Annotated in this window: 19 protein-coding genes; 2 read left to right on the top strand and 17 right to left on the bottom strand. The window is 64.9% G+C overall.

Annotated features, from left to right (window positions below):
- Nucleotides 1–251: 251 nt before the first annotated feature.
- The 9 genes from AC1Q6P_RS12980 to AC1Q6P_RS12940 form a co-directional block, all read right to left on the bottom strand.
- Nucleotides 252–1,034 carry a sialate O-acetylesterase gene (locus AC1Q6P_RS12980; RefSeq protein ID WP_492664195.1) on the bottom strand — a complete coding sequence of 261 codons (783 nt, stop codon included), beginning with the start codon at nt 1,032–1,034 and terminating at the stop codon, nt 252–254.
- Nucleotides 1,035–1,234: 200 nt separating this feature from the next.
- Nucleotides 1,235–2,314 (bottom strand): acyltransferase family protein, encoded by a 1,080-nt coding sequence (locus tag AC1Q6P_RS12975; RefSeq protein WP_492664180.1) that lies wholly within the window; start codon nt 2,312–2,314, stop codon nt 1,235–1,237.
- The gene (locus AC1Q6P_RS12970; protein ID WP_492664179.1) at nt 2,314–3,777 is read right to left on the bottom strand and encodes a lipopolysaccharide biosynthesis protein; all 1,464 of its coding nucleotides are present in this window, start codon (nt 3,775–3,777) and stop codon (nt 2,314–2,316) included. Before AC1Q6P_RS12970 ends, AC1Q6P_RS12975 begins: the two co-directional genes overlap by 1 nt.
- 49 nt (nt 3,778–3,826) lie before the next feature.
- A complete protein-coding gene (locus AC1Q6P_RS12965; protein WP_492664178.1) occupies nt 3,827–4,564 on the bottom strand; it encodes a tetratricopeptide repeat protein in 738 nt (245 codons plus the stop codon).
- A 9-nt stretch (nt 4,565–4,573) separates the two neighbouring features.
- Nucleotides 4,574–6,781, bottom strand: a complete 2,208-nt coding sequence (locus AC1Q6P_RS12960; RefSeq protein ID WP_492664177.1) for a GNAT family N-acetyltransferase — start codon at nt 6,779–6,781, stop codon at nt 4,574–4,576.
- On the bottom strand, nt 6,778–7,887 hold the full coding sequence (locus AC1Q6P_RS12955) for a DegT/DnrJ/EryC1/StrS family aminotransferase (protein ID WP_492664194.1): 1,110 nt from the start codon (nt 7,885–7,887) through the stop codon (nt 6,778–6,780). The genes AC1Q6P_RS12960 and AC1Q6P_RS12955 overlap by 4 nt, the downstream gene beginning before the upstream one ends.
- Before the next feature lie 116 nt (nt 7,888–8,003).
- Nucleotides 8,004–8,912, bottom strand: a complete 909-nt coding sequence (locus tag AC1Q6P_RS12950; RefSeq protein WP_492664176.1) for a hydrolase 1, exosortase A system-associated — start codon at nt 8,910–8,912, stop codon at nt 8,004–8,006.
- The gene (locus AC1Q6P_RS12945; RefSeq protein WP_492664175.1) at nt 8,909–9,733 is read right to left on the bottom strand and encodes a hydrolase 2, exosortase A system-associated; all 825 of its coding nucleotides are present in this window, start codon (nt 9,731–9,733) and stop codon (nt 8,909–8,911) included. The genes AC1Q6P_RS12950 and AC1Q6P_RS12945 overlap by 4 nt, the downstream gene beginning before the upstream one ends.
- 11 nt (nt 9,734–9,744) lie before the next feature.
- On the bottom strand, nt 9,745–9,996 hold the full coding sequence (locus tag AC1Q6P_RS12940) for an acyl carrier protein (RefSeq protein WP_102770260.1): 252 nt from the start codon (nt 9,994–9,996) through the stop codon (nt 9,745–9,747).
- A gap of 285 nt (nt 9,997–10,281) precedes the next feature.
- On the opposite strand from AC1Q6P_RS12940, the gene AC1Q6P_RS12935 reads away from it, so the two are divergent.
- Together AC1Q6P_RS12935 and AC1Q6P_RS12930 are read left to right on the top strand one after the other, a co-directional pair.
- Nucleotides 10,282–11,919 (top strand): acyl-CoA ligase (AMP-forming), exosortase A system-associated, encoded by a 1,638-nt coding sequence (locus tag AC1Q6P_RS12935; protein ID WP_492664174.1) that lies wholly within the window; start codon nt 10,282–10,284, stop codon nt 11,917–11,919.
- A gap of 71 nt (nt 11,920–11,990) precedes the next feature.
- Nucleotides 11,991–13,256, top strand: coding sequence for a pyridoxal-dependent decarboxylase, exosortase A system-associated (locus tag AC1Q6P_RS12930; protein ID WP_492664173.1), 1,266 nt, complete (start codon nt 11,991–11,993; stop codon nt 13,254–13,256).
- 27 nt (nt 13,257–13,283) lie between these two features.
- Here the strand turns inward: AC1Q6P_RS12930 and AC1Q6P_RS12925 are convergent, their stop codons facing one another.
- The 8 genes from AC1Q6P_RS12925 to AC1Q6P_RS12890 form a co-directional block, all read right to left on the bottom strand.
- Nucleotides 13,284–14,795 (bottom strand): aldehyde dehydrogenase, encoded by a 1,512-nt coding sequence (locus tag AC1Q6P_RS12925; protein ID WP_492664172.1) that lies wholly within the window; start codon nt 14,793–14,795, stop codon nt 13,284–13,286.
- A 26-nt stretch (nt 14,796–14,821) separates the two neighbouring features.
- On the bottom strand, nt 14,822–16,252 hold the full coding sequence (locus AC1Q6P_RS12920) for a DUF3138 family protein (protein ID WP_492664171.1): 1,431 nt from the start codon (nt 16,250–16,252) through the stop codon (nt 14,822–14,824).
- Between the two features lie 78 nt (nt 16,253–16,330).
- Nucleotides 16,331–17,188 (bottom strand): ABC transporter permease, encoded by an 858-nt coding sequence (locus AC1Q6P_RS12915; protein ID WP_102770265.1) that lies wholly within the window; start codon nt 17,186–17,188, stop codon nt 16,331–16,333.
- Complete coding sequence (locus AC1Q6P_RS12910; protein WP_492664170.1) at nt 17,185–18,138, bottom strand: ABC transporter permease subunit; 954 nt, start codon at nt 18,136–18,138, stop codon at nt 17,185–17,187. The genes AC1Q6P_RS12915 and AC1Q6P_RS12910 overlap by 4 nt, the downstream gene beginning before the upstream one ends.
- Nucleotides 18,139–18,149: 11 nt before the next feature.
- Nucleotides 18,150–19,280 (bottom strand): ABC transporter ATP-binding protein, encoded by a 1,131-nt coding sequence (locus AC1Q6P_RS12905; protein ID WP_492664169.1) that lies wholly within the window; start codon nt 19,278–19,280, stop codon nt 18,150–18,152.
- Between the two features lie 47 nt (nt 19,281–19,327).
- Nucleotides 19,328–20,452, bottom strand: a complete 1,125-nt coding sequence (locus AC1Q6P_RS12900) for a polyamine ABC transporter substrate-binding protein (RefSeq protein WP_102770267.1) — start codon at nt 20,450–20,452, stop codon at nt 19,328–19,330.
- A 136-nt stretch (nt 20,453–20,588) separates the two neighbouring features.
- Complete coding sequence (locus AC1Q6P_RS12895; protein ID WP_492664168.1) at nt 20,589–22,019, bottom strand: aspartate aminotransferase family protein; 1,431 nt, start codon at nt 22,017–22,019, stop codon at nt 20,589–20,591.
- Between the two features lie 39 nt (nt 22,020–22,058).
- Nucleotides 22,059–23,426, bottom strand: a complete 1,368-nt coding sequence (locus tag AC1Q6P_RS12890; RefSeq protein WP_102770269.1) for a glutamine synthetase family protein — start codon at nt 23,424–23,426, stop codon at nt 22,059–22,061.
- Nucleotides 23,427–23,480 lie beyond the last annotated feature (54 nt).

Here is a 23,480-nt window from a genome sequence, read left to right as displayed (position 1 = left end):
TTGTCTTTTCTGTCCTTGCCTCCCCCTCCCCCCCCCCCCCCCCCCCCCCCCCCCCACCACCGCAAGCCGTGAGCCCGGTACCGAGGACGGGCGCCGCGCCCAGGCCGAGGAGGGACTGCACAAACTCCCGGCGTGGCAGGCGTGATTTCATGGGGGGCTTGTCCAATTCAGGCGGGTGAGCGAGGTACGTGCTTGGCGTGTTCGCGGGGCTTGATGCGTTGGCGTGAGGTGAAGCGCTTGCGGGCTACGCCTCAGTGCTTGAGAGCTTCGGCAATGGACTCGGCCCAGAGCTGTGCCGCAGCCTCTTGGCCAGCGCCCGAAAAGTGGCAGCCATCGCGTCGCAGCGAGATGTCGGTCAATGTGTCTGTATCCGGTCCCAGGCGCAGTTGGGCGTGGGCTTTGCTCAAGGCCAGCAGTGCCGCACGGATCGCCACCGGACCCTCGCCCGCGCGCCGGCTGGCAGCGCTCGCCTTGGGATCGAACTCGCAGTGGGTGGAGCGGGCCAGCAAGACCGGTGCTTGAATCCCCGCGTCCTGCAACTGGGTGAGCAGCCGTTGCCAGGCATGCTGATAGTTGGTGCTTGTCGTGCCCGCCAAGGCATCGGCTTCGCCTTGTTGCCAGAGCACCAGATCAGGGGCCCAGCCGGCCGCTTTCAGCGCGTGAAGCTCCCGCTGCAAGGCCCGATTCAGAGGACTGCTGGGACGGCTCCAGTCTTCGATGGTGGTGGATTGCACCGCCATCACCGCCAATTGGGGCGTTCGCATCAAGCCTTGTTGTTGCAGGGCTTGCGGCAGGCGACTCCAAATGCTGCGACCATCGCCGCTGGCGCCTGGCAAGGGGTCTTGGGTCCACAGGCATTGTGAGCCTTGTTGGACTTGCACCCAGCGTGGCTGCAAGGCTTGACGGGGGGGCTGCGGACCATGGTTGCCGGCATTGGATTGCCCAAGAATCAACAGCTTGAGCGGAGCTGCCGTCGTGCCGCCGAGATCGTCATCACAAGGTCGGCTGTGGGCTGCTGGCTGTGCCCGACCCATCAGTTCGCTGTTCAGCCAAGCGTCACGCCGGCTTTGCTTCAGCCATTGAAGAGCTAAGCTGGCGCACAGGGCGATCAGGGCCAGGAGGATCAGCAGACCAGCGGCCCACACTGATTTGGGCTGGCGAGGCCGCGAGTTCTGGATGTCCCGCGCGCCTTGTTCGACCGCGAGGTCAACGGTTGAGGGCTTCAAGTGCAAATTCAGACGGAGCGAGGTGAGGCTGTGTGCCCTTGCTGCCTTTGCGCCCAGCGGCGCCGAATGGCGGCCATGGCTGGGCGCTCAACCCATTGGGTGACCAGGTGGGCCAATGCCAGGCTGAAGAGCAGGGCCAGGGCCACGACCACATCGATGGGCATGCCGCGGGCGAGCAACTGGTTCATCAACACCCAGCCGATGTTCTCGTGCAGCAGATAGAGCGGATAGGAAATGGCGCCCAGCCAGCCCAGCAGACGCAGGCGCAACATGGGCAAGCGCCCCAAGGCCGCTGCATGGACCACCAGCGTCAAACTGGCGGCCAGCACAGCCATGTGCCAACCTTCGCCCCAGGCGATGGTCAGCAGGGCCAGCAGCACCGAGATGGCAATGCTGCGCTTCAGGGCCGGTGCAGGAGTGGCCGTCGGTTCAGCCAGTTGGGTCAGCTGGCGCACGCAGATGCCCAATGCGAACCAAGGCGCCGTGCCCAGGAACAGGGCGCGATGAAGGATCCAGGGCAGATCGATGCTCAGGAACTGCGCGCATCCCAGGTACACCAGCTTGATCGAAAGCAGCACTGCGATGGCCCGGTGCACGGCTGGCAACTGTCCGACCCGGTACAAGGTGAACATGGCGATGTAGAACAACATCTCCACCTCTAGCGTCCAGTAGACGCCGTCGACATGCGGAATGTGGGCGAAGCCGTGCAACATGACGACATTGGCCGCAGCCTGCCAGGCGCTGACCTCTTTGCCGGGCAAGCCGAAGATGCTGACCACGGTGAATGTCAGGGCAATCGCCAGCCAATAGGACGGAAACAAGCGGCTGAAGCGCGAGACCACGAAATCCATGGGCTGACGGCAACGGTCCAGAGTCATGAAGATGACGAAGCCGCTGATGATGAAGAACAGATTGACGCCCAGATGACCCCATGGCACTGAAAAGCTTGCCGCGGTGGCTGGAGTAAACAGCTTTTGATGCTGGGTGGTGTAGTGAAAGAACACCACCGCCAGTGCGGCCAGGCCGCGCAGGGCGTCGACCTGGTCCAGGCGTGTCGGTGCAGCGGCGGCACGGGCGGTCGAGCTCATCAGGCAGCGTGCTTTCTCAGCTTGAGTTTCTGGGCCAATGCCCCTCCCAGCGTGCTGAATTCGAGCCATAGCGGGTGTTTGAACGCGCGAATCGCCAGCAGCCAGACCGGGACGGATAGGCCTGCTGCGGCCAGCAGCAGGCGCACGAAGTTGTCCGCATTCAAAGGCACGGCCTGCAGCAGCAGCCATGCGGGAATGAAGCTCAGCACCGCCACCATGGCGCTGCTGCGGCAAGCTTCAAACAGGTGTTGAAGTCGGAAACCAACGATCTTGTGCAAAAGGGCATGCGACAGCGCGCCAGTGGCCAAGGCGGCAAGCAGCAAACCCCAGCAGGCTCCCACCAGACCGAATGGAATCACCAACGCCAAGGCGGCCAGTCGGAAACATTGAGTGGCGAATTGCAGCTTGGTCGCCAGGTCGATGCGGCCCTGGGCAATCAGCATTTCACCGGCCAGGTAGTAGGGCAGTTCGGCCGCGGCCACCAGGCACAGGATTTGCGCCAGCGGCACACTGTCCAGCCATTGCGAACCGTAAAGAATGCGGATGGCCGAATAGGCCAGCAAGCCGATGAAAAGAAAAAAGGGCCAGCCGATGCCGGTCAACAGGGCCAGGGCCTTGATATAGCCGGTCTTGGCATCTTCGCCGGCGCGGGCCGCGCGGGCGAAGTAGGGCAGGCAAATCGGCATGACCGCGCGCAAGACCGTGCGGTTGAAAATTTCCATCAAGCCATTGGCCCGGCTGTAGAAGGCCACGGCCGCCATATCGAGCACACGTCCGATCACGGCCTCCGGCGCGCTGCGGCCGGCTTGTGAGAACAAGTAGATGCCCGTGGCCTGTTTGCCAAATCGGATGACCTCGCCGATGCCCTTGAGCCCTGGCCAACGGGGCATGCTGGCTGGTCGCATGAAGTTGGCCAAAGCCACGGTCCAGACGATGGATGCCAGCGAGGACCAGGCCATGCTCATATAGCCCAGGCCGCCCAGCGCACAGGCCATGACCACGATGAAACCGACGATATTTGCGCTGATATTGACCAGGAAGATCGGCCGGTAGTTCATGTCGCGCCGGAAGCAGGCCATGGTCACGGCGCCAAAAGGCACCAACAGAAAGTTCAGCGAAAGCACCCGCAAAACGTCGGTCACTCCGTCTTGGCGATAGAAGTCTCCGACCCAGCTGCTGCCGAAGAAAAGCAAAGCGGCCATCAGCCAAGACACGCCGATATTGGCAGCCAGCGAGGCCCGGATCTTGTCCGCGGTCAGCTCTTTCTCCTGGATCAGGTACTCAGCCACGCCGAAGTCCCGAAATGTGGAGGCCAGGCTGGACAGCACCGCAGCGACGGCAAAGATGCCGATCTCAGTCGGATTCAAGAGCCGGGAAATGACCAGGGTGCTCAGCAATTGCAGCACCACGCCCAGATAGTTGTCGGCCAGTGAGTAAGCCAGGGAGCGACGGACAGTTGTCATCGGGAAAACGCAATCTCGTGGGCAGACATGGCCATGGGCGGGGGCGACGTCAGCGGCTGCGACCAGCGTCGCTGGCAGAGCCGCTGGGCGCGGAGGCAGTGGCATCGGCGGCCGTCGCGGACGAGGCCGCCGCTGGGGATGGGTAGGGGGTCACCTTGGACGGATCACCGCCCAGGCGACGGTAGAAGTTGCGCAACTCCGGGGCATCCGGAGCGTGGCGCAACCCTTCTTCGATCAATTCGCGTGCCGCATCCTTCTGACCCGCCTTGACCAGCACCTCGGCCCAGCCGGTGTAGGCCGGCGGGTAGCCTGGCTTGATCTGGCGTGCGTTGTCGTAGGCGTCAAAGGCCTTGCTGAAGTTCTCCAACTGCAAAGCGGCGTCGCCGATGCGTGCGTACACCTCAGGCTTCAGGCGGAAGTCGGCCGAGGCATTGTTGATGACGTACTCCAGGTCGTTGAGCGCGGTCGTCACCAAGTGGGCACGTTTTTCCTTGTTGGGTGTCATGCTGGCGCGTCGCAGGCTGACCAAGGCCCAGCAGTAGTGGTGCACATGCTTGAAGGTCTCGCCCATCCGCGCGCCCCAGTACGCCCATTTGGGATGGGAAAAGGAGTAGACCGGGTAATTCAGGCGGTCTTGGCAAAAATCGGGCAGCAGGGCGATTTCTCCGGCCGTGAAGTTGCCTTGCTCTGCGCTGTGCGCGGGTGCCTGGAGCGTCAGGCACAAGAGCACAGCGACCATCAAAACGCGGTGAGGGCGGCGGTGTGGGGTGACGCTGGATGAGGGCATGGCGGGCATTCAAGCATTGTCAGGGAGGTTGGTCGTCTGCGTTGCAGCATCTTCCGGAGCTTTGCGTAGTCTTTGCCAGGCCTGTTGCAGGCGCGCCAGCCAGGGGCGCAGCCACGTGGCCAGGCGATCTCGTACATGGAGCTTGAGACCGGGCCAGGTCTTCGGGTTGTAGGCCACCCAACCCCAACGTTCGCGCCGCTGACTGAGCCAGCGCTTCTTGTAGGGGTCGTCGCCAATCAGGTAGTCGACTTCCTTGACCTGGTCGATGTCGATCACATGCCTCATGACCTCGGCGGTCAGAACACTGCCGGGCGCAAAGCGCTTGTACTCTTCGTCGTAGGCCACCTTGTAGATGTCGGCACGACCATGGGACGACAGCCACAGCTGGGCGGCAATCGGGGTGTCGCCATGCCAGGCCAGGCCGAGGCGCAGCCAACCGCGCTGGGCACAACGGCGCATCAGGTTCGGGATGAAATCAGGGTAGGGCTCGGGCTTCTTCCAGCTGCGCGCATAGACCGAGGCAAAGGCCTCCAGGCCGCGCTCGAGGTCGGCTGGGTCAGTGATCACCTCAAGCCGCCCTTGTTCTTGCAGCAGCTTCTTGCGCATGCGTCGGACTGTGCCGCGCAGACTGGTGCTCAGCTGATCCACAAAGGCATCACCGCTGATCGTGATGGTCTGGAACCAATTGCCAAAGCAAAAATATGGGTGAGTCTTGAGTCCAGCCTGGCGCATGCCTTCGCCCAGCATGCGGTAGGCATCCGAGTCGCGATCGAGCGGCGCGAAGTACATGGCGTAGATCTCGGGTCGTTCGGCCAAGATCATGCGGAACAACTGGGTGATGTCCGTGACCTGGGCCTCGGGTGCCAGGACCGGGGCGTACAACGCGGTGTAGTAATTGCCCAGTGCCACCAGCCGGCCATGGCGCGGTGCCAGGTCCATTTCCATGCGCACCGGCAGCACGATCAGCGCCTTGCCCTGACGGCGCAGCACGTAAAAGCCGGGGGCGTCTTCGGCCGTCATCACCGTGTCCAGCAGCACCTGGTACCAATCCGAGCTGAACTGTGCAGACTGGCGTTCGGATTGGGCCATCAGGGCCTTCACGTCGTCCGGGAAGTCGGTAGGCCGCTTGTAGAACTCCAGCGAGGCTTCTGCCTGGGGCAGGCTGGGGTCGAGCAGGCTGGGTGTGAAGCAACGCCTGATCTGGCGCGCGGCGCTGAAGGTTCTGGCTATCAAGGCGTGGCGATACAGGCTGAAATGGAGGATGAGCCGAGACTCGCTGCCCCAGGACAAAAGATCCTGATCGGCATTGGTGTAGAACTCAATTCGGCGCCCCGGATAGCGCTGGTGCAGATTCCTAATGACAAACATCAGCAGTATCCTTCCCGGTGCAAGTCTGGCATAGGCCTCGGCGTAGGTGGTTTTGAGAAAAACCACCGATTCATTGCGCAGGATGACCAGGCGCGAGGCGACCAAATCGGCCCCGAACCACATCTCGAACACCAGCGCTTTGCCCAGCTGGGCAAACTCTCGCATGATCTCGCGGTAGAAGTGGCCTTGCTGGTTGTCAGCGCTGAGGGCTGTTCCCGTGCTGCCTTTCCATCCGCGTGATTCAAGCTCGGCATAACGAAGCACTGCCGCGTCGATGTCCTGCGCCTGATCGACCACCCGAAAATCTGGCTGCAAGCCCTCTTCCTGGGTGCGTCGCTCATAGCGGCGCATATTGCTGATGAGTTTTTTGTGCCGCGAAGCCCAGTAGCTCTCGAAACTGCCCGTCATCGGAATGGCGATGGTTCGGGCATGCTCAAGCGAGCGGCTGGCAGCGCGCGGGTTGGCCTCGAGGCCACCGGTTTGGGTGAATCCGGTGTCGATGCACATCAGATCCAGGGCCCAGGCAGGAGCGGGCAGATGGGCCAGCAGGTCTTGGGCCGCAGCCAGATCGGGTAGCAAGGCCGGCGCGATTTGGGCCTGGCTTGGCAGAAACGTGGCCCAGGTGCCGAAGTCTCTGCGGCGCAGCACCAGCATGGCATCGGCCTTGCCGTCTTGGCGGCGGATGCAGAGCAACTCGCTTCCGTTTCCAAAGTGCTTGAGCAATTGGTTGACGAACCCGCTCCAGAGCATGGGGTGGGCGCGGAAGCTTTGGCGGTTCAGCTCATCCCACTCCACGCTGAAATCGCCGAGCGCATGTCGAAGCGGGTGACAGCTCCAGCTGCCGCTCATGGTCGGGCCCCTTGCCGCGACAGGCAAGCATGCAAGGTACGGCTCATCCAGTGCCAATGCGCTTCGCTCAAGCCTTGATGGCAGGGCAGGTGCAGCAGGCCCAGTCGATAGCGGCGGGCCGTGCTGCATTCCGAGGCCAGTTCATCATCCCAGCGCCAGATCGGCAGGCCGGCATGCTTGAGTCGGGCAAAGTGAAGCTCGGGCGCCTCTAGCAGCACCGGAAACATATAGGGCACACAGGTTTCGGGCAGGCTTGCGTGCAGGGGCCGGAGCCAGGGCAACTCAGCGCACAGGCTCAGCCAGCGGCGGAAGTTCTCGCGCCGCCGAGCCGCCACTGGGGCCAAGGCACTGCGAGCCAGAATGAAGCTGGAGATGGGCAGTTGGTAGCTGCCTTCATCGGTGGGGAGGTAATGGGAGGAAATGCCGACGCAATCTTCTTCCCATTCCCGGGCCGGCGCAGCCGCGGCGGTCAACTGCGGATCGGGCTCGACAAAGCGCGGCGCCTGTACAGGACCTGCCGCCAGCTCGCGCAGCAACTGAGCCACCTGTCGCCAGCCCTGGCGGCCTGGGCGGGGCGTTTCGACGATTGCCGCGATCGGGCCCTCTGGGCGGGGCCAGAGCAGGCCCATCTCGGGCACGGGGATGAACTTGTAGGGACTGGAAACCGCGTAATCGCCGTGCATGCCGATGCCTTCGGGCAGTGCTCCGGGCCCCAGTGCCAGGCAGTGCGAGCAGTCTTCGATCAAGCTGAGTTGATGGGTCTCGCACAGGGCGCGTACCGCTTGCATCAGCTCGGGCGATTGGGCAAAGCCAAAGAAGTGGGTCAACAGCAGACAGCCGCCGCGCAGGTCTCGGCTTTGCAGCAGAGCCTGGAGTGCAGGCAAGTCAACGGCAAGATCGGGGCGCAAGGCGTAGAGCGCGATGTCAGCGCCCAGACGCAGGGCCGGGTCCACCATGGTCGGGCAGTGGTAGCTCGGGGCCAGCAAGGTGCGACCAGGCGCGAGCCCTGCGCGCCGACAGGCCTCGAGCAATGCGTAGCGGCCACGCAGAAAGACTTGGGTGCGTGTCGGGTCAAGCCTCACTCCCTCTTGCCGCCACCAACTCATTTGCTTGCGGTCAACCGGCGCCAGCATGGGCACGGCGGCGCGCGGGAAGCGGCAAGGGCTGGCGTCGAAGCGCAAGCGACGCAACACAGGCCGCGGTGGACTCTCGGGCACCGAGTTCATGGGTGTGCCCGTGCGTCGAGCGGGGTCTTGCTGGAGACCTGGCGCAGCCAGTCAGCCGTCAGCTGGGCCACCTGATCGCGAGCCGCCGCGTTCGAAAAGGTGTGGTCTGCTTCGGTCAGATCGGCGCGCGTCACATAAGTTGCCTTGAGAAGACCCTGCCAGCCGGCATCGGCCTGGGCATGTTCCAGGAACTCTTTGGCCGTCAGGTCCCGGCCGCTCAAGATCAACAGCAAGGGCGAATTCAGCTGGCGCCAGGCGGTTGCCATTTCCTCTTGAAAACTCAGGCTCGTGGCAGCCTTGGCTGCGCCTGCCGCTCGGGCACGGCGCAGGTTGCCGAGCAGATCGCGCAGAGCCGCGCCTGCAACGCGGCCACTGAGTAGCTTCTTCCAGAACTCCGGCTGCTTGAGTCGGTCCAGGTAGTAATGCTTGACGGTGGCCTTGGCCAGGCTCGCCTCGGAACGCACCCAGGGATTGAGCAGGCAAAGGCCGGCCAGACGGGTGTCACGACGGCGCTGCCAGTACATCAGCGCGGCCGAAGCGGCATCGCACAAGCCCCAGATCACCAGGCGCTGCACGTCTGGGCAGGCTGCCTGGAAGGCATCGAGGGCAGCGCCGATGTCGGCCGTGATCTGTTTGAAATCATGCAGCTCGCCACTGCTGTCGCCCATGCCTCGGTGGTCGAAGCGCAGCACGGGAAAGCCCTGGCGCGCCAGTTCACGGCTCAGCAGGGTGAACTGGCGATGGCTGCCCGCTCGATACTGGGGCCCCCCGACCACGATCAGCACGCCCAGCGCCTGCGCTGTGACTTCTGCCGGCGGCAGGGTGAGCACCGCCTGCAGGGTTTGCCCCTCACAGGTGAAGGTCAGTGCCTGTTGAAGGTAGGACTTGCTGGTCACCGTGCTCATGCCATCAGCTCTCGGGTGACGGTCAGCAGCTCCGGCGCGTCCTCGATCTCGGTCGTCTGCCAGAAGGAAGGGCCGAGTGCCAAGGCGCTGCGCATGGCGTAACCCTGGTTCTGCCATTGGCCGATCATGGTTTGAGAGGCGGGGCTCAGCTCCGTCGCGCTGCGTGAAATCTCGATCCAGGCCACGCGGGGCTGGCTGTCAAGCTTGCGCGGCGGTGGCTTGAGGCTGGCGGTTTCAAGGCCATGCGCCACGCCTGGTGGCAGGCGATAACCTGCGATTTCGACGCAGTCGCCTTGCGTCAAGGTCTGGCGGACCTGTTCCGCCAAGCCTTTTTGCTGGCCGTCCATCATGGCGGCGGCCGTCTTCAATCGAATGAACTGCTGCAGCACCAGCTTGCCTTGAGTGCTCGGCTGCCAGAAGAGGAAATGGCAGGCTTCGTCCAGGGCTTCGGCCACTGCCGGCGCGAGCAGGCAGCCGGCGCGCAGACCCCAGAGCGTCAGCGGGGCCTCGCGGCCCACTTGCGTGTTGAGGTATTCGACCCCGAGCAGGCAGTCCTGGATCCAGTCCTGCCAGGAGGCATCGCCAAAATCGCCATCGCTGTCGCCGCAGCCCTGCAAATCGATTTGCAGCACGGCGTAGCCGGCTTCGGCCAGCGCCCGCGCTTGCAGGGCGGCCATGCGCCGGCTTTTGTTCATCTCCTCCGCGAACGGCGGGAGGTAGAGCACGCGCCCGCGAAGCGGGCCCACAGGCCGGTGAAGCAAGGCATAGCGCTGGTCGGCGCTATGAGGGGCATCCAGGAATACGGCGTGCGGCGCGCTCATGCAGGCGTGGTTCAGCCGGCCAGCTTGGCGGCGACGAAGTCCACCAGGGAGCCGACGGTGGCGAAGGTCGCGCCGTCGATCTCATCGTCGTCGGTGACGATGCCCAGCTGTTCTTCCAGTCCGGTGATGAGGCTGACCACGGCCATCGAATCGAGCTCCGGCACGGCGCCCAGCAAAGGCGTTTCGCGGGTGAAGGTGGCGCTGCGGCCATCCAGACTCAGGACCTCGTCCAGAATCCTCAGGACATGCTTTTCTGTGCTCATTCGGCTGCTTTGGTTGTAGGGCGCGGGGATTGCGCCAGCGGGCATCGCCAGTGGCGTTGCGGCGCGCGATCTTATCAGGCCGAAATGGCGCGATTTCCCTCTGTCAGCCCCCCTGCTCCTGGGGGGAAGAGGTAGTTTTCACGCGCGGCACGAAAGCGCGGCGCCCAATCGCGTGCACACTCCCGCCTGCTCGCGTGCGGCACTGGGGCGGCTGGGTTCAGCCCGGGGGCCATGCGCTACATTTTGAGCTCTTGTTTTCTGGCCTGCCTATTTGCTTGGTGAAGCATGACTGAATCTAGTTCCGTGCCCGTTCGGGAAGCCCATTTGCTGCATGAGTTGATTCTGGTGAGCGCCGCGCGCACGCCCGACGCCCTGGCCTTGACCGCCGGCTCGACCCATTTGCGCTATGCAGAGCTGGCCGATCAGGTGCGCTCCTTCAGCCAGGGGCTGATGGGCACGGGCCTGGCGCGCGCCAGCCGCGTGGGCATTTATCTGGACAAGCGCATCGAGACGGTGGTCGGCAGCTTTGGCGCACCGGCCGCCGGCATGGTGTTCGTGCCCATGAACCCCTTGCTCAAGCCCGAGCAGGTCGGTTTCATCATGGCCGACTGCGCTGTCAGCGTGCTGCTCACCTCGCCCGAGCGCTACGCCTTGCTGCAACCCACACTTGCGCAAGGCAGCAGCCTCAAGCACATCGTGCTGACCGAAGGCGCGGCCGCCACGCTGCCCCCGCCACCCGAGGGCGTGCGCCTGCACAGCTGGGCCGAGTTCATGGCCGCCCCGGCCTGCGCCGGCCACCGCGTCATCGACACCGATATCGTCGCCATCCTCTACACCTCGGGCTCCACCGGTCGCCCCAAAGGTGTGGTGCTCTCGCACCGCAATATGGTGGCCGGCGCCAAGAGCGTGGCCAGCTACTTGGAAAACCATGCGCAGGACACCTTGCTGGCCGCGCTGCCCTTGTCCTTCGACGCGGGCTTCAGCCAGCTGACCACGGCGTTCCACTCGGGTGCGCGCGTGGTGCTGCTGAATTACCTGATGCCGCGCGATGTGCTCAAGGCCATGGAGCGCGAGAAGGTCACTGGCCTGACCGCCGTGCCACCGCTCTACATCCAGCTCTCGCAGCTGGAGTGGCCGGCCGCGATCAACGAGAACCTGCGCTATTTCGCCAACACCGGTGGCCGCATGCCGCGTGAAACCCTGGATCTGCTGCGCCAACGCGTGCCGGCAGCCAAGCCCTTCCTGATGTACGGCCTGACCGAGGCCTTCCGCTCGACCTATCTGCCGCCGGAAGAGGTGGACCGCCGGCCCGACTCCATCGGCAAGGCCATTCCGAATGCCGAGATCCTGGTGCTGCGCGAGGACGGCAGCGAATGCGCGCCCGACGAGCCGGGCGAGCTGGTGCACCGCGGCGCCCTGGTGGGCCTGGGCTATTGGAACGATGCCGAGAAAACGGCCGAGCGCTACAAGCTGCTGCCGGCCGGCGTGGGCGGGCGCGAAGGCGGCCTGCAGCTGCCCGAATACGCCGTGTTCTCGGGCGACAACGTGCGCCGTGATGCCGAAGGTTTCCTCTACTTCATTGGCCGCCGCGACGAGATGATGAAGACCTCGGGCTACCGCGTGAGTCCGACCGAGGTGGAAGAGATCCTTTACGCCACCAAGCTGGTCGGCGAGTGCGTGGCCTTCGGCGTGGACCACCCGACGCTGGGCCAGGCCATCCAGGTCATCGCCACGCCGCCGGCCGGCGCGGAAGCGCTGGACCTGGCCGCGCTGCAAGCGCAGTGCCGCCTGCATATGCCCGCCTATATGGTGCCCGCAGGCATCGAGGCCCAGCCCGGCCCGCTGCCGCGCAACCCGAACGGCAAGATCGACCGCAAGCTGCTGTCCACCGCCTGGGTCGAGCGCCAGCAGACTTCGGCCTGAATGACCACTGATTGACCGCTGATCGACCGCTGAGCCGCCACCCATTCCCAGAAGACGTTCCCGAACCCACCATGTCTGACGCCACGCCCACCCCCAAGCGCGCCCCGGTGCACGCCCCCATGAGCCAGTTCCCGCAAGCGGCCGACGGCTCGCTGCAGATCGGCGGTCAGAGCCTGAGCCTGCTGGCCGAGCGCGTGGGTCAGACCCCGTTCTACGCCTACGACCGTGGCCTGTTGCGTGAGCGCGTGGCGCAGCTCCGCGCTGCCCTGCCCAAGCAGGTCAAGCTGCACTACGCGATGAAGGCCAATCCGCTGCCCGCTGTGGTGGGCTGGATGGCCGGTTTGGTCGACGGCATCGACGTGGCCTCGGCCGGCGAGTTGCAAGTGGCGCTCAATGCCGGCGCCGATCCGGTCGAGATCAGCTTTGCCGGCCCCGGCAAGCGGGACATCGAGCTCCAACAAGCCGTGGCGGCTGGTGTGCTGGTCAATGTGGAGTCAGCAAGAGAGCTGCCAGTGCTGGCCGCTGCGTCCAAACGTTATGGCCTGCCTGCCCGCGTGGCCGTGCGTGTCAACCCCGACTTCGAGCTCAAGGGTTCGGGCATGAAGATGGGCGGCGGCCCCAAGCAATTCGGCATCGACACCGAGCAGATGCCCGAGCTGCTGGCCGAAATCGGCCGCCTGGGCCTGGCCTTCGAAGGCTTCCATCTGTTTGCCGGTTCGCAGAACCTGAAGCCGGAGTCCATCTGCGAGGCGCAGCAGAAGTCCTACGAGCTGGCCCTGCGCCTGGCGGCTCTTGCGCCATCGCCGGTCAAGTTCCTGAATTTGGGGGGTGGCTTCGGCATTCCCTATTTCCCGGGCGAGCAGCCACTGGACTTGAGCCCGATCGGCGTCAATCTGCAGCAGCTGGTCGAGCGCGCCGCGGTGGACATGCCGCAAGGGCATCTGGTCATCGAGCTGGGCCGTTATCTGGTCGGCGAGGCCGGCATCTACGTCACCCGCATCGTCGATCGCAAGGTCTCGCGCGGGCAGACCTATCTGGTTACCGACGGTGGTTTGAACCACCACCTCTCGGCCTCGGGCAATTTCGGACAGGTCATTCGCAAGAACTACCCGGTCACCATCGTGCGCCAGCATGGCGCAGTGCCGGTGGCTGAGCGCGAGACCGCCTCGGTCGTGGGCCCACTGTGCACGCCGCTGGACCTGCTGGCCGACCGCATGGACCTGCCGGTGGCCGAGATCGGCGATCTGGCGGTGGTGTTCCAGTCGGGGGCTTACGGCGCCAGCGCCAGCCCCGAGCATTTCCTCGGCCACCCGCGCTGCGTGGAAGTGCTGGTCTGATTCTCGGTCTCGGACTTACGGACCTGCTCAGGGGTTGATTCGCAGCCAGGTCGTTTTCAGCTCCGTGTACTTGTCGAAGGCATGGAGTGATTTGTCCCGCCCGTTGCCGCTTTGCTTGTAGCCGCCGAAGGGCACGGTCAGGTCGTCTTCGTCGTACTGGTTGACGTGCACCGTGCCGGCGCGCAGGGCGCGGGCCACGCGGTGGGCGCGGTCGATATGGCTGCTCCAGACGCTGGCCTGCAGGCCGTAGGGGCTGTCATTGGCCAGGCGCACGGCCTCGGCCTCATCCTTGAAACGCAATACGCTCATCACGGGGCCGAAGATCTCTTCGCGGGCGATCTTCATGCCCGGGCTCACCCCGTCAAAAATGGTGGGGGCGACGAAGTAACCGCCGGTTTCGACGCGTTGCTGTTCGCCGCCGACGACCGCACGCGCGCCCTCGCTGCGGCCCGATTCGATATAGCCCATCACTGTGCCCAGCTGCCCGGCGTCGACCAGGGCGCCCATCACCGTGCGCGGGTCTAGCGGGTCACCGGCCTGGTATTTGGGCGCCTCGGCGGCCAGCAAGGCCAGGAACTCATCGGCAATGCTGTCGTGCACCAGCACGCGTGAAGGGGCATTGCAGCTCTCGCCCTGGTTGAAGAACATGCTGCCGGCCACGGTTTTGGCGGCGCGCGACAGGTCGTCGAAATCGGGGAAGACCAGGAAGGCCGATTTGCCGCCCAGCTCGTTGTAGACCCGTTTGAGGTTGCTGCGGCCCGCGTACTCCAGCATCTTGCGGCCCACGCGGGTGGAGCCGGTGAAACCGACGGCATCCACATCCATGTGTAGGGCGAGCGCCTCGCCGGCCTCATGGCCGTAGCCGGGTACGACGTTGAAGACCCCGGGGGGCAGGCCGGCATCGAGCGCCAGTTCGGCCAGGCGCAGCGCCGTCAGTGGCGACTTCTCGCTGGGCTTGAGCACCACGGAATTGCCGGCTGCCAGGGCGGGCCCCAGCTTCCAGGCCGCCATGATCATGGGGTAGTTCCAGGGCACGATGGCGCCGATCACACCCATGGCCTCGCGTTGGATCAGGGCCAGGGCATTGGGGCCGGTGGGCGCGATCTCGTCGTAGACCTTGTCGATGGCTTCGGCATACCAGGCGATGCAGCGTGCCGTGGAGGGCACATCGACGGCCAGCGAATACTGGATGGGCTTGCCCATGTCCAGGGTCTCCAGCAGGGCCAGCTCCTCCTTGGCCGCCAGGATCTTCTCGGAGAAGGCTTGCAGCACCCGCTTGCGCGCGGCCGGCGCGCGGCGGGCCCAGCGGCCATCGTCAAAGGCCGCGCGGGCCGAGGCCACGGCGGCGTCAATGTCAGCAGCCTGGCCACGCGACACAGCGCCGAGGCTGCGGCCATTCAGGGGCGAGATGCAGTCGAACTGCAGGCCGGCCTGGGTGTCGACCCGGCGGCCTTCGATGACGGGGCGGCCGTCGATCTGCACGGCGGCGGCGCACGCAGCCCAGTCGATGCTGGGGCGGGTGGGGGAGGAACTGCTCATGAAAGTCCTGTCGAGGTTGCAGCAACTCAGAAACTGACCACCACGGAGGAGCCCAGCAGGTGGTTGCGTTTGGCCCATTGTCCGTTGCTCGGGTTGCCGAACACGGCGCGGTTGGCGCCGTCGAGGCGGTACTCGAACTTGAAGATGGTGTTCTGGTTGAAGAGATAGTTCAGCCCTACCGTCAGGGCATAACGGTTGGCGCCCTTGGAGGCCGTGTCCGGGTCCGGGTTGGCCTCGTCCCAGGCGAAGCCACCACCGCGGCCCAGGCCGTTGCGGCTGTCGTCGCTGCTGTAGCCGAACAGGCCGCCGCCGTTCTTGGCGTTGCGCAGATAGTCCATCCGTGCCACCGCTTCCCAGCGCGGTATGAATTTGTAGCCGACCAGGGTGGACAGCCCGGTCCAGCTGGCGTCGCGCAGTTGGCCATCTTCGTTGAAGATGGCGCTGCCGCGTTGGCGGCCCCAGCTGATTTGGCCCTGGACCGTCCAGTCACCGCGGATGAAGTAGGCATCGGCCTCGATCAGGTCGACGCGCGTGTCGCGGCCGTTGGCATCGGCAAAGCGCAGATCACCGTTGGCGTCCACGCCATCGGCGGCGTAGTTGTAGGCCTTGCCATGCAGGCCGGTGAAGCCGAAGCCCTGGAATTCGCCCTTGGCATAGTCGACGCGATAGATGAAGGCCGGGGTCTTGTTGCCCGGGGATTTACGGGCGTTGTTGACATTGGCCAGGCCGGCCCGGATCAGCCATTTGCCGCGGGTCAGGTCCAGCGCCGCGCCGGTGTAGGCGGTAGGGGCGGTGAAGTCGAACAGCAGGTTGTGGGTGATCAGCTTGTTGAGCGGAGGCAAGGTCATTTCATAGCCGGTCCAGTCGGGGATCTGGCCCAGCCAGAGCCGGGTTTGCAGGTCGCCCAGCGGGATGTTGACGCTGGCCTCATGGACGATGGAGCCGGTGTTGAAGGTGGCGCCCACGCCGCGTTCGGGTGCCAGGGTCAAGCGCCATTTGGTGCCACCTTCCATTTCCTTCTGAAAATCGATCAGGGCCATGCCGAAGTAGCCGCTGTCGTAGGCGTAGGCATCCTTGTTGAGCAGTTGGAAGCTGCTGCTGTTGTTTTGGCGGTTGTAAATGTAGGTGGGGTCGATGAAGCCGCTGATCTTCAGGTTCTTGGTGCCCATGGCCTCGGCCGAGTCTTCCAGGGCCTCGGTCTTGACGGCGATGCGGTTGAACTCCTGGGCCTGGGCCGGCGTCATGCCCCACTGGGCGCTGCTGGGCGCGGCAGCCTTCTGCTCGGCGGCCTTGAGTTTTTCTTCCAGCTGGCCGACGCGGTCTTTCAGCGCGCGCAGTTCCTTGAGCAGCTCTTCATTGCTTTGTGCCAGGGCCGCACTGGGGTAGGCCGAGGCCAGCGCCAGGCTCAGGGCGGCCAGCAAGGGGGCGGCCGTCTTTGCGTTCGGGGTGGGCTTCATCGCATCTGCTCCTTGGCTTGATTGGGTGGGTATGGGGAGGACGAAAGAGGAATCGGTTCTGTTGAATGGGCAGAGGACTCAAGCGGCCCGCTGTGCGGCCGCCATGTCCAGGCTGCGCCGGCGTTCGGCCCTGGCGATCAGGTAGCTGGCCAGCACCACGCCCAGGGCCACCAGGACGATGATGACCGTGGCCACGGCATTGATGCTGGGGCTGACGCCCAAACGTGCGCGCGAGAAGATCACCAGAGGCAGGGTGGTCGAACCCGGCCCGCTCAGAAAGGCGGAGAGCACCACATCGTCCAGCGAGAGGGTGAAGGTCAGCAGCCAGGCCGACATCAGGGACTGCGTGATCATGGGCAGGGTCACCAGGCCGAAGACCTGCAGCGGCCGCGCGCCCAGGTCCATGGCCGCTTCTTCCAGTTGCGGGTTCAGCTCGGACAGCCGCGCCTGGATCACCACCGTGGCATAGGCCATGCCCAGCAGCAGGTGACCGAGCCAGATGGTCATGGCGCCCCGCTCCGGGAAGCCCAGGGCCCGCTGCAGCGACACCAGCATCAGCAGCAGGGACAGGCCGACGATGACCTCGGGCATCACCAGGGGCGCATTGACCATGCCGGCGAACAGGGTGCGGCCGGTGAAGCGCTTGTACTTGACCAGGGCGAAGGCAGCAAAAGTGCCCAGCAGCACCGAGGCGCAGGCGGTGGCAAAAGCGATCTGCAGCGAAAGCTTGAGGCCGTTCAACAACTCACCGTCCTGCAGCAGCTCGGTGTACCAGCGTGTGGTGAAGCCGCCCCAGACCGAGGGCAGTTTGGAGTCGTTGAAGGAGTACAGAATCAGCGTGAATATCGGCAGGTAGAGGAAGGCGAACACCGCCACCAGCCAGCTGCGCGCAAACCAGCGCGTAGCCTGGGGGCCGAGCAGGGCCCGGCGGCTCATGGCTGGCCTCCTTTGCGCGCCGCGGCCGGGCCGGCCTGGCTTTCCGCCTGGTAGCGGTTGAACAAAGCCAGGGGCACGATGATGAGCAGAATCATCACCACGGCCACGCTGGAGGCCATGGGCCAGTCGTTGTTGGAGAAGAACTCGTCCCAGAGCACCCGGCCTATCATCAGGGTCTGTGGCCCGCCCAGCAGCTCAGGGATGACGAACTCGCCCACGCATGGGATGAAGACGAGCATGGAGCCGGCGATGATGCCGGCCTTGGACAGCGGCACGGTGATGCGCCAAAAGGCCTGCCAGGGTGTGGCGCCCAGGTCGCTGGCGGCTTCCAGCAGGCGCAGGTCCATCTTGGCCAGATTGGCGTAAAGCGGCAGCACCATGAAGGGCAGGTAGGTGTAAACCATGCCCACCACCAGGGAGAAGGGCGTGTTCAAGAGCTTGCCCAGGGCCGGGATCATGCCGGCCGAATAGAGCAGCTGGTCCAGGCCCAGGCCCTCGATGGCCTCGGCCACCCAGCCGTGCTCGCCCAGCAGGCCTTTCCAGGCATAGACGCGCAGCAAAAAGCTGGTCCAGAAGGGCAGCATCACCAGCATCAGCAAGGCCGGCTGCAGGCTGGCCCGGGCTCTGGCCATGAAATAGGCAAAGGGGTAGCCGATCAAAAGGCAGCCCACGGTGGTGATGGCCGCGTACTTGAGGCTGGCCAGATAGGCCTTGAAGTAGAGCTCGTCCTCGGTGATGAAGAGGTAGTTGCTGAGCTTGATCGCCACGCGCAGCACGCCGTCCGCATAACTGAACAGATCCTTGAAGTGCACCGTCTCCATCTCGGAGACGCTGATCTTCAGCACGATCAAAAAGGGCAGCGCAAAGAACAGCAGCAGCCAGGCATAGGGCAGGGCGATGACGGCGCTGCGCCCCGTGGGCAGGCGCAGGCGGCGGAGCGGGTTCTTCATGGCGGCCGCGGTCATTGCGTCAGCACCACCTGGGCCGTGGGCGACCAGTGCGCCCAGACCTGCTGGTCCCAGCTCAGCGGGTCGGCGCGGTGGCGCTCCAGATTGCTTTCGCTGACCTTGAGCACCTGGCCACTGGGCAGCTGCAGGTGGTAGACCGTGAAGGCGCCGAAATAGGACAGGTCGCGCACGGTGGCCCGCACCTGGTTGAACTCGCCCTCGGGTTTCTCGGTGCTGAGGCGGATCTTCTCGGGCCGCAAGGCCACGCTGACCGCCATGCCGGCGGTGCCGGTGATGCCATGGCCCACATAGTGCTGGCAGTCGGCGCAAGCGATGACCACATGGTCGGGCTCGTCGACGCTGAGCTGTCCGTCCATCAGATTGACGTTGCCGATGAAATCGGCCACGAAGCGGGTGGCCGGGGTTTCATAGATGTCGGCCGGTGCGCCCACCTGCAGGATGCGGCCCTCGCTCATCACGGCGATGCGGGTGGCCATGGTCATGGCCTCTTCCTGATCGTGCGTCACCATCACGCAGGTCACGCCCACGCTTTCGATGATGTTGACCAGCTCGATCTGGGTCTGCTCACGCAGCTTCTTGTCGAGGGCGCCGAGCGGCTCGTCGAGCAGCAGCAGCTGCGGCTTCTTGGCCAGGCTGCGCGCCAGGGCCACGCGCTGCTGCTGGCCGCCGGAGAGCTGATGCGGCTTGCGCTTGGCGTACTTGCCCAGCTGCACCAGCTTGAGCATGGCCTCGACGCGGCTGGCGATTTCATCCTTGGGCAGGCCGTCGCGGCGCAGGCCGAAGGCGATGTTGTCCCAGACGCTCAGGTGCGGGAACAGCGCATAGCTCTGGAACATCATGTTGATGGGCCGGGCATAGGGCGGCAGGCCCGCCAGGTCCTGACCGTTCAGGATGATTCGGCCGCTGCTCGGTGTCTCGAAGCCGGCCAGCATGCGCAGCAAGGTGGTCTTGCCGCAGCCCGAGGAGCCGAGCAGGGCGAAGATCTCGCCCTTGGCAATGTCGATGGACACACGGTCCACCGCGACGGCGCCGCCGCCAAAGTCCTTGACCACGTTCTCGATGCGCAGGTAATCGCCTCGTGGCGCATCGCCTGGCCCCTGGTTCTTGCGCTCCGCGTCGCTCATCGCGTTCCTCCCGGCTGACTGGGTCTTGTGGCTGCGGCGTGCCGGGCTCAGAGGCCGGTCTTGAAGCTGGTGTAGATGCGCGTCATCTGGCGGCGCACATCGTTGTTGATGGCATCGGGTGCGGCCATCTTCTTGAGGTCGCTGTCGCTCAGGAACACGCTCGGGTTGTTGGCCACATCGGGCTTGACGAACTTCTTGGCCTCTTTGTTGGGGTTGGCGTAGAAGACCTTGTTGGTCAGGCTGGCGTGCACCTCGGGGCGCAGGATGTAGTTGATGAACTTGTGGGCATTGCCGGGGCGCGGCGCATCGGCCGGGATGACCATCACGTCCATGAAGATGATGCCGCCGCTCTTGGGGATCAGGGCCTCGATCTTCTGGCCGGTCTTGCCGTCGATGGCGCGCTGGCGGGCAATGTTGATGTCACCCGAGTAGCCCATGGCCACGCACAGCGAGCCGTTCGCCAGGTCGTTGATATAGCCCGAGGAGCTGAACAGGCTGACATAGGGCCGCACGCTCTTCAGTAGGGCTGGCACATTGGCGAAGTCGCCGATGTTCTTGGTGTAGGGCGGCTTGCCCAGGTAGTGCAGGGCGGCGGGCACCACCTCGGTGGCCGAGTCGAGGAAGCTCACGCCGCAGCTCTTGAGCTTGGCCATGTACTCGGGCTTGAAGATCAGGTCCCAAGCGTTTTCGGGCATGGGCATGCCGCCCAGCGCCGCCTTGACCTTGTCCACATTGATACCCACGGTGGAGAAGCCCCAGAGCCAGTTGACGAAGAACTCATTGCCCGGGTCCAGCTTGGCCAGCTGCGCCTGCACCTCGGGATCGAGGTTCTTGTAATTGGGGATCAGGCTCTTGTCGATCTTGCGCAGCAGGCCACCATCGGCCTGCATCTTGGCCCAGTAGCTCGAGGGCACGACGATGTCGTATCCGGTCTTGCCGGCCACCAGCTTGGCGTGGACGATTTCGTTGTTGTCGAAATTGTCATAACGCACCTTGATGCCGGTCTCCTTCTCGAAGTTCCTGATCGTGTCTTCGGCGATGTAGTCGGACCAGTTGTAGATGTTCAGGACCTTCTCTTCCTCTTGCGCTCGGGCCGGACCGGCCGCGGCCAGCAGGGCGAGCAGCGGGGTGAGAGCACAGGCGAAACGACGCAGGGCAGGTGACAGCTTCATGGTGGGGTTCCCGAAAGTTCAGTCTGACAAAGAAGGTGAAGGGTGAGAGGAATCAAGGACAGGATTGCGCCCCAGTCTAGGCATTGGCCAGGCTGCGCCCATCGGCCAAAACCCGGGGCTGTGGCGCGGGCCCCGCTCAGAGCCAACCGCGCTTGCGCAGGTCCTCCAGGGTCAGGTCGAGGCAGCGGCGGATCAGGCCCATCATTTCGTCGACCTGGGCGCGCGTCATCACCAGCGGCGGCGCCACGATCATGCGGTCGCCCACGGCGCGCATGATCAGGCCGTTGCCGAAGCAGTGGCCGCGGCAGACCATGCCCACTTCGAGAGCCTCGTCAAAGGGCGTGGCCGTGGTCTTGTCCTTGACCAGTTGCACCGCGGCCATCATTCCGCAGCTCTGGGTTTCGCCCACCAGCGGGTGATCGTTCAGCTCGGCAAAGCGCTGGGCCAGATAAGGCCCCACATCCTCGCGCACATGGCGCACCACATCGAGTTCGCGCAGCAGGCGGATATTGGCCAGGGCCACGGCGCAGGCGGTCGGGTGGCCGGAGTAGGTGAAGCCGTGGTTGAACTCGCCGCCCTGCTCGATCAGCACCCGGGCCACGCGCTCGCCCACCATCACCCCACCGAGCGGGATGTAGCCCGAGCTCACACCCTTGGCAAAGGTCATCAGGTCGGGCTTGGTGCCCATGGTCTCGCAGCCAAACCACTGGCCGGTGCGGCCGAAACCGCAGATTACCTCGTCGCTGACCAGCAAGATGCCGTATTTGTCGCAGATGCGCTGGATCTCGGGCCAGTAGCTGGCCGGCGGCACGATCACGCCGCCCGCGCCCTGCACCGGCTCGCCGATGAAGGCGGCCACCTTGTCGGCACCCAGCTCCAGGATCTTGGCCTCCAGCCAGCCGGCGGCCTTGAGGCCGAAGGCCTCGGGCGTCAGCCCGGCCGTCTCGCCGCGCAGGCCAGCGCCATGCTCGAACCAATGCGGCTGGTCGATGTGGGTGATGTTGGGTATCGGCAGGCCGCCCTGGGCATGCATGCCGCTCATGCCGCCCAGCGAAGCGCCCGCCATGGTGGAGCCGTGGTAACCGTTCTTGCGGCCGATGATGACCTGGCGCTCGGGCTGGCCCAGCACATCCCAGTAGCGCCGCACCATGCGCACGATCGTGTCGTTACCTTCCGAGCCCGAGCTGGTGAAGAAGACATGCTGGAACTGCGGCGGGCTGATCTCGGCCAGCACCTCGGCCAGCTCGATGGCCGGCGTGGTGGCGGTCTGGAAAAAGGCGTTGTAGAAGGGCAGCTCCTTCATCTGCGCCGCGGCGGCGTCGATCAGGCTTTGCTGGCCATAGCCGACGTTGACGCACCAGAGGCCGCTCATGGCATCGAGGATTTTGTGACCCTCGCTGTCCCAGAGGTAGATGTTCTCGGCGCGGGTGATGATGCGCGCGCCCTTGCGCGCCAGTCCCTGGAAATCGGTGAAGGGGTGGAGGAAATGCCGGCTGTCGGCAGCTTGCCAGTCTTGGGTGTTACGGCTGGGAGTGGCTTGAGAGGCGACGGTGGAGATGGTGTTCATGATGTAGATCCTTGGCTCAGTTCAGCGATGCGATGGCGCTCACACATGGAGCAGCAGATGCTCCCGCTCCCAGGGCGAGATCACCTTCATGAACTCGGCGTACTCGATCTCCTTGATCTCCGAATACACGGTGACGAAGGATTCACCGAGCACCGCGGCCAGCTCCTTCTCGGCGCGCAGCAGATTGAGCGCCTCACCGAGGCTGCGGGGCAGCTGGAAGTCGCCGAGGTAGGCATCGCCCTTGCACTCGGGCGTGGGCTCGATGCGGTTCTTGATGCCCAGATAGCCGCAGGCCAGAGTGGCCGCCAGCGCCACATAGGGGTTGGCATCGGCCCCGATCACGCGGTTCTCGATGCGGCGCGCCGCCGGCTCGGCCAAGGGCGAGCGGATGCCCACGGTGCGGTTGTCCGTGCCCCACTGAATGTTGATCGGGGCGGCCGTGTGGCGGGCCAGGCGGCGGTAGCTGTTCACATAGGGCGCGAACAAGGCCATGGCCGCCGGGATGTACTTCTGCAGGCCGCCGATGTACCAGTAGAACTCGGGGCTGGGCGAGCCGTCCTCGTTGCTGAAGAGGTTGCGGCCGGTGGCCTGGTTCACCACGCTTTGGTGGATGTGCATGGCGCTGCCGGGCTCGCCGGCGATCGGCTTGGCCATGAAGGTGGCGAACATGTCATGGCGCAGCGCCGCTTCACGCACCGTGCGCTTGAAGAAGAACACCTCGTCGGCCAGGCCCATGGGGTGGGCATGGAAGAAGTTGATCTCCATCTGCCCGGCGCCCACCTCGTGGATCAAGGTGTCGACATTGAGCTCCATCTTCTCGCAGTACTCGTAGACGTCTTCGAACAGCGGGTCGAACTCATTCACCGCGTCGATGGAGTAGGCCTGGCGCGAGGTCTCGGCCCGGCCCGATCGGCCGATGGGCGGCTTGAGCGGCATGTCGGGGTCGCTGTTGCGGGCGACCAGGTAGAACTCCAGCTCCGGGGCCACCACCGGCTCCCAGCCCTCGGCCGCAAACAGGCCGCAGACGCGGCGCAGCACCGAGCGCGGCGCGAAGGGCACCAGCTGACCATCGCGGTCAAAGCAGTCGTGGATGATCTGCGCCGTCGGGTCGATAGCCCAGGGCACCAGGCGCGCCGTCGTCGGGTCGGCGCGCAAATGCATGTCGCGGTCGTTGGGGCTGATGACGTCGTAGTAAGGGCCTTCTTCCGGGAACTCGCCCGTCACGCCCATGGCCACTACCGCCTCGGGCAGGCGCATGCCGCGGTCTTCGGTGAACTTCTCGCGCGGCAGGATCTTGCCGCGGGCGACACCGGTCAGATCGGGCACCAGGCACTCGATCTCGGTCACACGTTGCGCCTTGAGCCAGGTCTCCAGCTCGCTGAATGTGAAATTGCTGCGATCAACCATCTTGAATCTCCGTGGGTCTTGAGCCCCCGGCCGGCCGCGGTTGCGGCCCGGGTG

The organism is Roseateles sp. GW835-FHT13E02 (assembly GCF_058794035.1).
Note: the sequence above shows the minus strand (reverse complement) of the source record. Positions and strands in the feature narration are given on the sequence as shown.

Coding starts and splice junctions, on each gene's coding strand:
- AC1Q6P_RS12980 (WP_492664195.1), bottom strand. CDS start 1,034: ATGGGTCGGGCACAGCCAGCAGCCCACAGCCGACCTTGTGATGACGAT.
- AC1Q6P_RS12975 (WP_492664180.1), bottom strand. CDS start 2,314: ATGAGCTCGACCGCCCGTGCCGCCGCTGCACCGACACGCCTGGACCAG.
- AC1Q6P_RS12970 (WP_492664179.1), bottom strand. CDS start 3,777: ATGACAACTGTCCGTCGCTCCCTGGCTTACTCACTGGCCGACAACTAT.
- AC1Q6P_RS12965 (WP_492664178.1), bottom strand. CDS start 4,564: ATGCCCTCATCCAGCGTCACCCCACACCGCCGCCCTCACCGCGTTTTG.
- AC1Q6P_RS12960 (WP_492664177.1), bottom strand. CDS start 6,781: ATGAGCGGCAGCTGGAGCTGTCACCCGCTTCGACATGCGCTCGGCGAT.
- AC1Q6P_RS12955 (WP_492664194.1), bottom strand. CDS start 7,887: ATGAGTTGGTGGCGGCAAGAGGGAGTGAGGCTTGACCCGACACGCACC.
- AC1Q6P_RS12950 (WP_492664176.1), bottom strand. CDS start 8,912: ATGAGCACGGTGACCAGCAAGTCCTACCTTCAACAGGCACTGACCTTC.
- AC1Q6P_RS12945 (WP_492664175.1), bottom strand. CDS start 9,733: ATGAGCGCGCCGCACGCCGTATTCCTGGATGCCCCTCATAGCGCCGAC.
- AC1Q6P_RS12940 (WP_102770260.1), bottom strand. CDS start 9,996: ATGAGCACAGAAAAGCATGTCCTGAGGATTCTGGACGAGGTCCTGAGT.
- AC1Q6P_RS12935 (WP_492664174.1), top strand. CDS start 10,282: ATGACTGAATCTAGTTCCGTGCCCGTTCGGGAAGCCCATTTGCTGCAT.
- AC1Q6P_RS12930 (WP_492664173.1), top strand. CDS start 11,991: ATGTCTGACGCCACGCCCACCCCCAAGCGCGCCCCGGTGCACGCCCCC.
- AC1Q6P_RS12925 (WP_492664172.1), bottom strand. CDS start 14,795: ATGAGCAGTTCCTCCCCCACCCGCCCCAGCATCGACTGGGCTGCGTGC.
- AC1Q6P_RS12920 (WP_492664171.1), bottom strand. CDS start 16,252: ATGAAGCCCACCCCGAACGCAAAGACGGCCGCCCCCTTGCTGGCCGCC.
- AC1Q6P_RS12915 (WP_102770265.1), bottom strand. CDS start 17,188: ATGAGCCGCCGGGCCCTGCTCGGCCCCCAGGCTACGCGCTGGTTTGCG.
- AC1Q6P_RS12910 (WP_492664170.1), bottom strand. CDS start 18,138: ATGAAGAACCCGCTCCGCCGCCTGCGCCTGCCCACGGGGCGCAGCGCC.
- AC1Q6P_RS12905 (WP_492664169.1), bottom strand. CDS start 19,280: ATGAGCGACGCGGAGCGCAAGAACCAGGGGCCAGGCGATGCGCCACGA.
- AC1Q6P_RS12900 (WP_102770267.1), bottom strand. CDS start 20,452: ATGAAGCTGTCACCTGCCCTGCGTCGTTTCGCCTGTGCTCTCACCCCG.
- AC1Q6P_RS12895 (WP_492664168.1), bottom strand. CDS start 22,019: ATGAACACCATCTCCACCGTCGCCTCTCAAGCCACTCCCAGCCGTAAC.
- AC1Q6P_RS12890 (WP_102770269.1), bottom strand. CDS start 23,426: ATGGTTGATCGCAGCAATTTCACATTCAGCGAGCTGGAGACCTGGCTC.